Raw genomic sequence first — 9,031 nt, 5'->3', positions numbered from 1 at the left:
CGCGGTGAGCAGCACGGTGCAGGCGATCGTCGTCGCCCGCGAGCTCGGCATGCTGCGCTTTATCGACGACCGTCCGGGAACGACCGCTGACGAGCTGGCGGCCCACTTCGGCTTTGTGGAGCGCCCGGTGCGCGCGTGGGTCGAGCTCCTGGCTGCCGCGGGAGTCCTCGAGGGCCGCGACCATGGTCTGGCGCTCACCGAGGCCGCGCGGTTCTACCTCTATCCCGATAGCCCGTTCTTCGACAGCTCGCTGCCCGCCGCGTCGATCAGCCGCTCGCTCCTCCACACGCTGCGCTCGGGTAGCGCCGGCGGCTCCAAGGCGAAGTGGTCGGAAGGCAGCGCGCACCACGCCGCGCTGTGGGGACCGGCCATGCACCGGTTCTCGTTTCCGCTCGGCTTCGCGCTCGATGCCTCGGGTCTGCTCGCGGGCCGGCGCGCGATCCTCGATGTCGCCGGCGGCATCGGCTCGATGTGCGTCGCGCTCGCGCTCCGCGACCTCAGCCGGCAGCTCACGCTGCTCGAGCTGCCGGGTAGCGTGGACCTGGCGCGACAGCTGACCGACCGCTACGGCGTGGCCGATCGCGTGCGCTGCATCGGCGGCGACATGTTCCAGGTCGCGTGGCCCGGCGGCTTCGACGCCGTCCTGTTCACCAACATCTTCCACGACTGGAACGACGAGCGCTGTCTCGAGCTGGCGCGGCGCGCCTACGCCAGCCTGAAGCCGGGTGGTCTTGTGCTCGTGCAAGAGGCGCTGCTCGACGAGGATAGGCCCGGGCCGCTGTGGACCGCCCACTTCTCGCTCATGATGGCGCTCGACATGGAGGCGCGTCAGTTTCGCCCCTCGCAGCTGCGCGACCTGCTTGCCGAGGCCGGCTTCGTCGATCTCCGCGTCATGCCGCTGCTCGGATACAACAGCTCGGTGGTCGGTGCCCGGCCACTCACCGGCTGAGCCGTTCAGTCACGCGCGCTCTGAGGCAACAGGCTTGACGATCGGGAGTGTTGGCTTTATGCTGTCTCAGGCAGTCCGCATGCTAGCTGTTCTCCAATGGCAGCCCGGCGCGTGACTCGTCGCATCGCGATCGGCCGATCACCGGCATATGCGTGACGAGGCGCGTGCAGTGCGGACATGGACATGAAGAATGCTCGCCCACGACGTCCCGACCCATGCTCGCCTCGAAGACCTGGACTCCACCGGCTATGTGGTGGTGCGCTCGTTTCTGAACGACGCAGAAATCGCTCGGTTCGAAGCCGACTACGCGGCGAGTGCTGGGGTCGACACGTCGTACGGAGTCCGGCAAGTCTCTGCCGACGCACGAAGCGCGATCGACGACAAGCTGGCGGTCATGGCGCGCGCCGTCGCGGGCGCCAGCAGCGTGCGGGTCGACATCGCGTCGGTCTGCGCGTTCGGCAGCGCCTACTTCACGACCGAAGGCGAGATCGGGACGGCGTGGCACCAAGACGCGGTGTCGTACTTCGCCTACCAGAACCACCACGACTATCTGAATTTCTACGTGCCCATCGTGAAACCGGCGCGCGAACGGTCCAACCTTTGCGTGATTCCGTTCGATGCCTTTGCGGCGCGTAGCCCGGAGCTCGCCGCCCGGCTCCGCGGGCGCGGCGCGACGCGCTTCGTCGTGAAGGATGGCGTGACGATCGTCCACGACAACGACGCCGGCGGTACTCACGGCGTCCTGCCTTATGCGCTCGACGAGCTGGCCGTGACTCCGCAGCTCGGCCGCGGCGATCTTCTGCTGCTGCGAGGCGACGTGATCCACCGCACCGAGGACAAGGACACGCGCCGGGTGGCAGTTTCGATCCGGATGATGAACCGAGAGACCCGGGTCCGCCGCGCCGAGCTCGTCCGCGGCGGCTTCCTGAAGGCGGTCGTGATGACCCATGGACGGCGCGACTTCAGGCGGCTCTTCGACTGCTTCGATGCCGCGGGGAAGGACGAGCTGACGATCGGAGAAATAGCGGGTTTCGAGGCCAGCGCGCGTCCGGCGCGAGCGACCTCGTTCGTCAGCTTCATGGCGTTCCTGATGTGGAACCGGATGCGCGAGCGCCTGGGGCTGTTCTAGCACCGCGTTCGACGAGAGGACTGGGCGATGACACAAGCGACAGTGCAACAAGACGAGCAATTCGACGTGATCGTTCTAGGCGGGGGGCCCGGTGGGTCGTCCGTCGCCTCGTTCGTCGCGATGCAGGGCCACAGCGTGCTCCTGCTCGAAAAGGAGAAGTTCCCGCGCCATCAGATCGGCGAGTCCCTCTTGCCTGCCACCACCTACGGTATCTGCGGCCTGCTCGGGATCAGGGACCGGATCGAGCGGGCCGGCTTCACGCGCAAGCAAGGCGGCACGTTTCGCTGGGGCAAGAGCCCCGAGCCGTGGACCTTCCGGTTCGCCGAGAATCCCCGCGTCCCCGGCGGCTATGCATTCCAGGTCGAGCGCAGCGTGTTCGACAAGATGCTGCTCGACGCCGCGCGCGAGAAGGGCGTCGATGTTCGCGAGGAGCATCCCGTGGTGCGCGTGGAACAGGAAGACGGTCGGTTCTCTCGTGTGCGGTTCCGCGACGACCGTGGCATCGAGCGAACCGCGACCGCGAAGTACATCGTCGACTCGGAGGGGCACCGCGGCCAGACCTACGCGCTGGTCGGCGAGCGAGTGTTCTCGCAGTTCTTCCAGAACGTGGCGCTCTACGGCTACTTCCACGATGGCAAGCGTTTGCCCGCGCCGAGCAGCGGCAACATCCTGTGCGCCGCGTTTCGCGACGGCTGGTTCTGGTACATCCCGCTGTCCGACCGGCTCACCAGCGTCGGCGCGGTCGTGTCCCGCGAGGCCGCGCAGCGGATCCAGGATGGGCCCGAGCAGGCGTTCCAGAGCTTCGTGGATTCCTGCCCGATCATCGCAGAGTACCTCGCGCCCGCCACGCGCGTGACCGAGGGCGTGTACGGCGAATTTCGTGTCCGCAAGGATTACTCGTACTGCAACACGCGATTCTGGAAGCCCGGCCTGGTTCTGATCGGAGATGCCGCCTGCTTCATCGATCCGGTGTTCTCGTCAGGCGTTCACCTGGCGACTTACTCGGCGCTCCTGGCGGCGCGGTCGATCAACAGCTGCCTCGCGGGTGACATCGACGAGCACGAGGCGTTCGAAGAGTTCGAGTTCCGCTACCGGCGCGAGTTCGGAAACTTCTACCAGTTCTTGCTGTCGTTCTACGACATGCATCAGGAAGCGGACTCGTACTTCTGGCAGGCGCGCAAAGTGCTCAACACCGGCGAGAGGGCCAACGACGCCTTCATCCGGTTGGTCGCGGGAGCATCGAGCGTCGACGAGCCGGTGTTCAACCACGCCGAGGACTATTTTCGCTCCCGGCAGGGCATGGGCGAGTGGTTCGAGGGCATGCTGAGCAACCAGCTTGCGATGCAGGTCGACGGCCTGCCCGGCCAGAGCGCGCCAGCGACGCTCGAGGCCGGTCTGAGCGCCGAGCACTTCATGGAAGGCTTCACGGCGGAGGTGCGCCAGATCCAGACGCAAGCGATGTTCGGCCACCGCCGAGCACGCGAGAGCTCGGTGCGACCCCAGGGCCTGATCCCTTCGACCGATGGCTTCGCCTGGCAACGCGGATAGCCGAGGCCCGCTGGTTCGACACGAGGCCACGCATGCAATCTCAACTACACACGAACCTGCACGACATCGTCCGTACGCTGCTGCCGTCGGTCGCCGACGGAAAGCCACAGACCGTCGTCCAGTTCACCGTTCGAGACCAGCGGCTGAGTGCTTATGTGGTCGTCGACCGGACCGAGCACGGCGAGACGCTTCGTGTCGAGGACGGTAAGCACGGTCGTCCCGATGCGAGCATCTTCCTGTCCACGGCGGACCTCGCCGACATCGCGAGCCTGGGCTGCGTCCGCGGCCCGGTCTCGATGACCGGAAGTCCGCCGCTGCTCAGCTCGTTCCGCGATCGGTTCATGTCGATCTCGCCCGCGGGCAAGGCACGGATCGAGGAGATCACCCGGAGCCGGAGCTGCGCGGAGGTCGACCGCATCAGCATCGCAGCGCTCTCGCCGGCGGACTTCATCCAGCGCTACGCGATGGCGAGCCGCCCTGCCGTGATCGTCGACGCCATGCCCAAGCGGGACGCCGCTCCCTGGACGATCGAACGGATCCGCTCCGAGCTCGGCGATGCGTCGGTCGAGGTGCGCACCGGCAACTATGCCGCGGACATCTACAAGGAGACGATGCAGACCGAGGAGCTGAGCCTCGCCGAGTATCTGGCGTCCCACGGCGATGGCCTGGCTGACTCCGCGCAGGCCACCCCTCGTCCTTATGCCGCGAGCAATGGGGTTCCGTGGGACTGGCACCTCTGGCTCGATTATCCACCGTTCGTTCCAGAGGGCTTGTGTCAGTATGCAAAGTTCTGGATCGGCCCCGCCGGGACCAAGACACCCCTGCATCGCGATTGGCTCGACAACTTCCTGTCACAGCTGGTCGGCACCAAGCGGATCGCGCTCGTCTCGCCCCACCACGCCCCTCTGCTGTCACCGAGGGTCATTCATGCCGGGCTCGACTCGTGCAACACGGTCGATCCCTTCGAGCCGCAGCATCAGGTCACCTCCAAGTGTGATCCTGTGTTCGTCACGTTGAACGCCGGTGAGATGCTGTTCTTGCCTGCGGGGTGGTTCCACGACGTCCGGTCGACGTCGTTTTCGTTCTCGGTGAACTTCTTTCTGATGCGAATCCCCTACGCCGTTTGCCCGCCGGACTTGACGACCTTGCTGTAGCGACGCGCGCAAGGACGTCGCGGCGGCTGCGAGCGCCTCGCGACGCTCGTTATCCGAATGCTCTGCAAATAGCCCTCAGGGGCAGCTCGACGCGGTGTAGAGCCCGTCGGCGTCGAAGCCTCCATGGGTGAGGTCGGTATGGGACCCGTACACCCTGCACGAGACCCCGCTCTCGTCGATGCTCAGGATCTCGATCGTGCCGCCGTCGAACACGCCGCTGACGAGCTCAGCCGCCGTGCAGGGCGCGCCCCACGACTGGGTGAACGACGCAGCGATGGCTGGATCCGTGAGATCCAGGATCCCGGGCTTCTGGTAGTCCGGCGGGAGGCGCAACGTCACGCGCGAGGTGCCGGTGCACGCGACGGATGACCAGGGATCCGCGCAGCTCTCGGCCGCGCTCCCGAGGAACAGGTAGAGCGCGTCGGGATCCGGGATCGGCCCGTCCGGAGGCGCGGCCAGCGCGGCGCCAGGGATCGCGCGCCCGGGCGAGGGCGGGAGCTGCGGCGGCGGATCGCCGCAAAACGTGGCCGTGTAGTCGCCGCCGAAATCTACATCGGGCGCGTACGGCACGCCGTTCACCTCGACCTGCCACGCCGGCATCCCCCAATAGAGCTTCACCGAGACGGAGCTCGCGTCGCTGCTCACGATCTCGAGCGTCTTCTCCCACACCCCTCCGATGACGCTCGACCCGGGGCCGACGGAGGCGTGGCCGAAGCGCGGGTGCTCCCAGAAGATTCCGTACGACATGATGCGAAAGTCCCTGAGATCGATGAGCCCGGGCCGGTTGAGCTCCGGCGGGATGAAGAACGCAATCTGCCAGAAAGCGTAAGGGGCCGGAGCGTCGGCCAGCCCGTCCGGCGTCCACCCGATCAGCGGCAGGCTGCACTCCTGCGCGGCATCACTGATGAAGAGCGCGAGCGAGTCGGGGTGCGGTTGGTGCTGGAACTGCATCCCGTTCCCCAGCACCTGCGCGTTGTACGGGTCTGACAACAGATCACCGTACCGCACGGCGACGGCGCTGCGCGAGGGCGGCTTCTCTACCGGCTCCTCCTCTAGTGGTTCCTCCTCCACCGGGCCGAGCACGATCGGGGCGCACCCGCCGTTCACGATCACCACCGCTGCCGCGAGGGCCGTCATCCAATGTTCCATTCGATCACCTCCAAGGCGAGCTCACTCAATTGAAGACCTCGGCGGTGCCGGCCACGGCTCATCAGAACCAACCGAAATCGACGCCGGCTGAGGCGAGCACGAGCGGCCGTCCCCAGGTCGCGGCCTTGCTGGCGCCGAGCTGGATCGAGACCCCTTGAACGATCACGCCGACCAGGACGTCGGCGCGGACGCGGAGCGTGGGTGTGGGCGCGAAGGCGAGGCCGGCGCGCGCGAACGGGGCCGCCGTCGCCGCGGAGACGGAGCGCGCGACGAAGCCCGCGCTCGCCGTTCCGTCGCTCTGGAGCGACACGGCCATTGCGCCGAGATCCACCGAAGGCGCCCACCGCGCCGCGCGGGGGGTCGGGACGAAGCGCAGGCCCACGCCGGCGAGCAGCGCCGCGAGATCGGCGGCGCCCTGCGCGCCTTCGACACGCGGCCTCGCCAGCGGGATCGCTGCGAACCCGCTGACGCCGGCATGCGCGCTGGGCATCCAGGCGACGCCGACATCGACGCTGGCCGCGGCGCTGAAGCCGCCGGGGCTGAAGAGCATGCCGGGAGCGAGCGAGAAGCGGAGCGCGGGCGGCGGCTTCTCCACGAGCGCGCCGGGGGCGGGGAGGGCCAGCTTCGCGCGGATCTCGGCCGTCGCAGGGACCTCACCCGGCGGCGGCTCCGGCAAGGCGACCTCGAGGAGGCTCGCGCGCAGGAGATCGACCGTGCGCATCGCGAGCGCGGCGTCGCCGCCCTGCGCGCCCTCGGCGCCGGCCATCGCCCGAACGACGGTCTTGCCCGTGACGCGGTCGGCGATCCACACCTCCACGCCGCGCTCCGAGGGGACCGCGCGGATCGCGGCGACGGCGCCGGCCGCGCGCGCCGCTTCCTCCAGCGACGCGCGCGACGCCGCCTCGGTCGTGGGATCGAGCAGCACGGCCCGGAAGCCCAGCGCCTCGAGCTCCGCCTGCACGCGGAGGCCGACGCGATCGCCGGGCGCGCAGAGCACCGCGACGGTGGAGGCCGCCTCCGTCGACGCCTCGCCGTCCGCGCGCACGGGCGGCGTGGCGGAGGCGATCGCGACGAGCGCCGAGCAGGCGAGGGCGAGCGGCGAAGAGCGGCGCGTCGCCGAAGAGCGGCGCTTCATGGCGTCGCGCGCCCTCCACGAGCGAGCACCCTCCGCGCATAGGCCGCGTGCGGGCCGCTCGGGTGGGCCGCGAGGTAACGCTCCGCCGCTCGGCGCGCTCCGGCCTCGTCCCCCATCTCATGCGCGGCTTCGATGAGGCGCCCCGCCGCCTCCGCGGCGTTCTCGCCGCCCGGCCGCTCGCTCAGATACCGCGTGAACCAGCCCGCGGCGCCCGCGTGGTCCTTGCTTTGATCTTGCGCGATCCTCCCGAGCATGAAGGCCGCGGCCGCCGCCTCCGGCGAGCCGGGGAATCGCGCGCGGAGGGACGTGAAGGCCTGCCCCGCGCGCGCCGGGTTGCCGCCAAGCCGGGCTACGTCGCCGAGGGCGCGCAGATCATGAGCGCTCGCGGCCGCGCAGATCGCGTCGAACCCTTCGAGCTCGGCCGCCGCGAGGGCCTCTTTGTATCTCGCGTCGAGCGCGAGGGCGCGCCAGTCGGGTGCCGCCGGTCGCGCCGGCGCGGCCGTAACCTCGGCGCTCGCGCGGACGTGCGGCGAAGGCGGCGCGGCCTCCACGACGCGCGCCGGCGGGCCAGGCGCGGACGCGCTCGGCGTCACCTCGACCGGCGGCGCGCTCGGCGCAGGCGCGCTGGGGATCGCGGCCGCGGGCGCGGGCGCCGGGGCCTCGTCGAGCGCGCCGACCTGGAGCGTGCCCTCCGCGGGCGAGATCGTGAGCCGCTCGCCCGCGCGAACCGCGCGCCCGTCACCGACGACCGGCCCCGAGACGGTGATCGCCCCTTCACGCAGCGCGACGACGAGCTGCTCCGCCGTGGGATCCCAGCGGATCTCGAAGCGCGTGCCGATCACATGGACCTGAAACGGACCGACGCGCACGCTCCAGCGCGTGTGATCGCCGTGGACGATGGAGAGATCGAGCGCGCCCCGCTCGAGCGCGATCTCGGCGCCGTCCGTGTCGACGGCGGCGACGCGGGCGCGCCCTCCCGGCGCGAGCAGGAGCCAGGATCCATCGGAGAAACGGATCGGGAGCTCGGCCGTGGACGGCGCCGCGAGCCACGCGCCGACGGCCCCGGGCTCGCCCGCGCCGAGCGTGAACTGGAGCGGCCGAGGCCGCATCACGACGCCCGCCGCGATCGCGATCGCGAGCAGCGCCGCCGCGGAGATCGCGCTGAGCCGGACCGCGAGCGGCCTCGTCGCGGGCCGGGCGCGGAGCTCGGCCGCGCCGAGCCGCGCGCGCCCTCGCACGTGGTCGAGCCGCGCCTCCGGCGCCTGATCTTGCAGCGCCGCGACGCGCCGACCCAGGTCGCTCAGCGATCGCTCGGATTTGCCCATCGGGTACCTCCCTCGATCCACGGCTCGAGCGCGGGGTGTCTGCGCGCCTCCGCCTCGAAGCGCGCGACGGCGCGGGCGAGGCGCCGCTTGACGGTCGCCAGCGAGGTCGCGCAAGCCGCGGCGACCTCGGTGAGCTCCATGTCGTCGATGAAGCGGAGCGCGAAGGCGATGCGCTCCTCGGCGGGGAGCGCCTCCAGCGCGGCGTAGGTGGCCCGCACCGCGTCGAGCACCTCGCCGGAGGGCCCGCTGGAGGCGACCTCGGGCAGCTCATCGCCGGGCAGGAACCAGAGCCACCTCTGGCGCCGACGTCGGGTGATCGACGACCTCGCGACGTGGACCGCGATCATCGTGAGCCAGCCCTTGAGGCTCCTGGGATCCTCGAGCTTCGCAATCGAGCGAAGCGCGCGGACGAAGACGTCGTGGTGGAGGTCGGCGAGGTCGCGATCGAAGCCCAGAATCCGGTAGAGAACACGGTGGACGTGATCCGCGTGCCGTTCATAGAGGGCGTCGCGTGCCTCGGGATCCCCGCGCAGGAAGGCCTGGACGAGCTCGGCGTCATCGCCGACGAATGCGCCGCCGCGAGGCGCGGGCGGTGATTGGATGAGCTTGAGGCGAGCGCGCACGGAGGGGTCCTGCGCGTGA

At 69.8% G+C, this 9,031-nt stretch carries 8 protein-coding genes; 4 read left to right on the top strand and 4 right to left on the bottom strand.

Going from position 1 to position 9,031, the window contains the following annotated elements; translation table 11 throughout:
* The first annotated feature begins 16 nt into the window (after positions 1-16).
* The 4 genes from NQZ70_RS25970 to NQZ70_RS25955 all read left to right on the top strand — a co-directional run bounded on the left by NQZ70_RS25970 (position 17) and on the right by NQZ70_RS25955 (position 4,780).
* Positions 17-949 (top strand): methyltransferase, encoded by a 933-nt coding sequence (locus NQZ70_RS25970; protein ID WP_165374167.1) that lies wholly within the window; start codon positions 17-19, stop codon positions 947-949.
* 190 nt (positions 950-1,139) lie between these two features.
* On the top strand, positions 1,140-2,078 hold the full coding sequence (locus tag NQZ70_RS25965) for a phytanoyl-CoA dioxygenase family protein (protein ID WP_129576596.1): 939 nt from the start codon (positions 1,140-1,142) through the stop codon (positions 2,076-2,078).
* Between the two features lie 27 nt (positions 2,079-2,105).
* On the top strand, positions 2,106-3,626 hold the full coding sequence (locus NQZ70_RS25960) for a tryptophan 7-halogenase (RefSeq protein ID WP_272829114.1): 1,521 nt from the start codon (positions 2,106-2,108) through the stop codon (positions 3,624-3,626).
* A 32-nt stretch (positions 3,627-3,658) separates the two neighbouring features.
* Complete coding sequence (locus tag NQZ70_RS25955; RefSeq protein WP_129576595.1) at positions 3,659-4,780, top strand: cupin-like domain-containing protein; 1,122 nt, start codon at positions 3,659-3,661, stop codon at positions 4,778-4,780.
* A 75-nt stretch (positions 4,781-4,855) separates the two neighbouring features.
* Here the strand turns inward: NQZ70_RS25955 and NQZ70_RS25950 are convergent, their stop codons facing one another.
* From NQZ70_RS25950 to NQZ70_RS25935, 4 genes are all read right to left on the bottom strand, one after another.
* A complete protein-coding gene (locus tag NQZ70_RS25950) occupies positions 4,856-5,929 on the bottom strand; it encodes a hypothetical protein (protein ID WP_129576594.1) in 1,074 nt (357 codons plus the stop codon).
* A gap of 61 nt (positions 5,930-5,990) precedes the next feature.
* Positions 5,991-7,064, bottom strand: coding sequence for a hypothetical protein (locus tag NQZ70_RS25945; protein ID WP_129576593.1), 1,074 nt, complete (start codon positions 7,062-7,064; stop codon positions 5,991-5,993).
* Entirely contained in the window at positions 7,061-8,389 is a 1,329-nt protein-coding gene (locus NQZ70_RS25940) for a FecR domain-containing protein (protein WP_129576592.1), read from the bottom strand. The genes NQZ70_RS25945 and NQZ70_RS25940 overlap by 4 nt, the downstream gene beginning before the upstream one ends.
* Positions 8,365-9,012 (bottom strand): RNA polymerase sigma factor, encoded by a 648-nt coding sequence (locus tag NQZ70_RS25935; protein WP_129576591.1) that lies wholly within the window; start codon positions 9,010-9,012, stop codon positions 8,365-8,367. Before NQZ70_RS25935 ends, NQZ70_RS25940 begins: the two co-directional genes overlap by 25 nt.
* Positions 9,013-9,031 lie beyond the last annotated feature (19 nt).

It is taken from the genome of Sorangium sp. So ce836 (assembly GCF_028553905.1).
Classification (GTDB): Bacteria; Myxococcota_A; Polyangia; order Polyangiales; family Polyangiaceae; genus Sorangium; species Sorangium cellulosum_D.
Note: the sequence above shows the minus strand (reverse complement) of the source record. Positions and strands in the feature narration are given on the sequence as shown.

Excerpts from the sequence above, each read along its gene's own strand:
- NQZ70_RS25950 (WP_129576594.1), bottom strand. The coding sequence starts at position 5,929 with ATGGAACATTGGATGACGGCCCTCGCGGCAGCGGTGGTGATCGTGAAC.
- NQZ70_RS25965 (WP_129576596.1), top strand. The coding sequence starts at position 1,140 with ATGCTCGCCCACGACGTCCCGACCCATGCTCGCCTCGAAGACCTGGAC.
- NQZ70_RS25940 (WP_129576592.1), bottom strand. The coding sequence starts at position 8,389 with ATGGGCAAATCCGAGCGATCGCTGAGCGACCTGGGTCGGCGCGTCGCG.
- NQZ70_RS25955 (WP_129576595.1), top strand. The coding sequence starts at position 3,659 with ATGCAATCTCAACTACACACGAACCTGCACGACATCGTCCGTACGCTG.
- NQZ70_RS25945 (WP_129576593.1), bottom strand. The coding sequence starts at position 7,064 with ATGAAGCGCCGCTCTTCGGCGACGCGCCGCTCTTCGCCGCTCGCCCTC.
- NQZ70_RS25960 (WP_272829114.1), top strand. The coding sequence starts at position 2,106 with ATGACACAAGCGACAGTGCAACAAGACGAGCAATTCGACGTGATCGTT.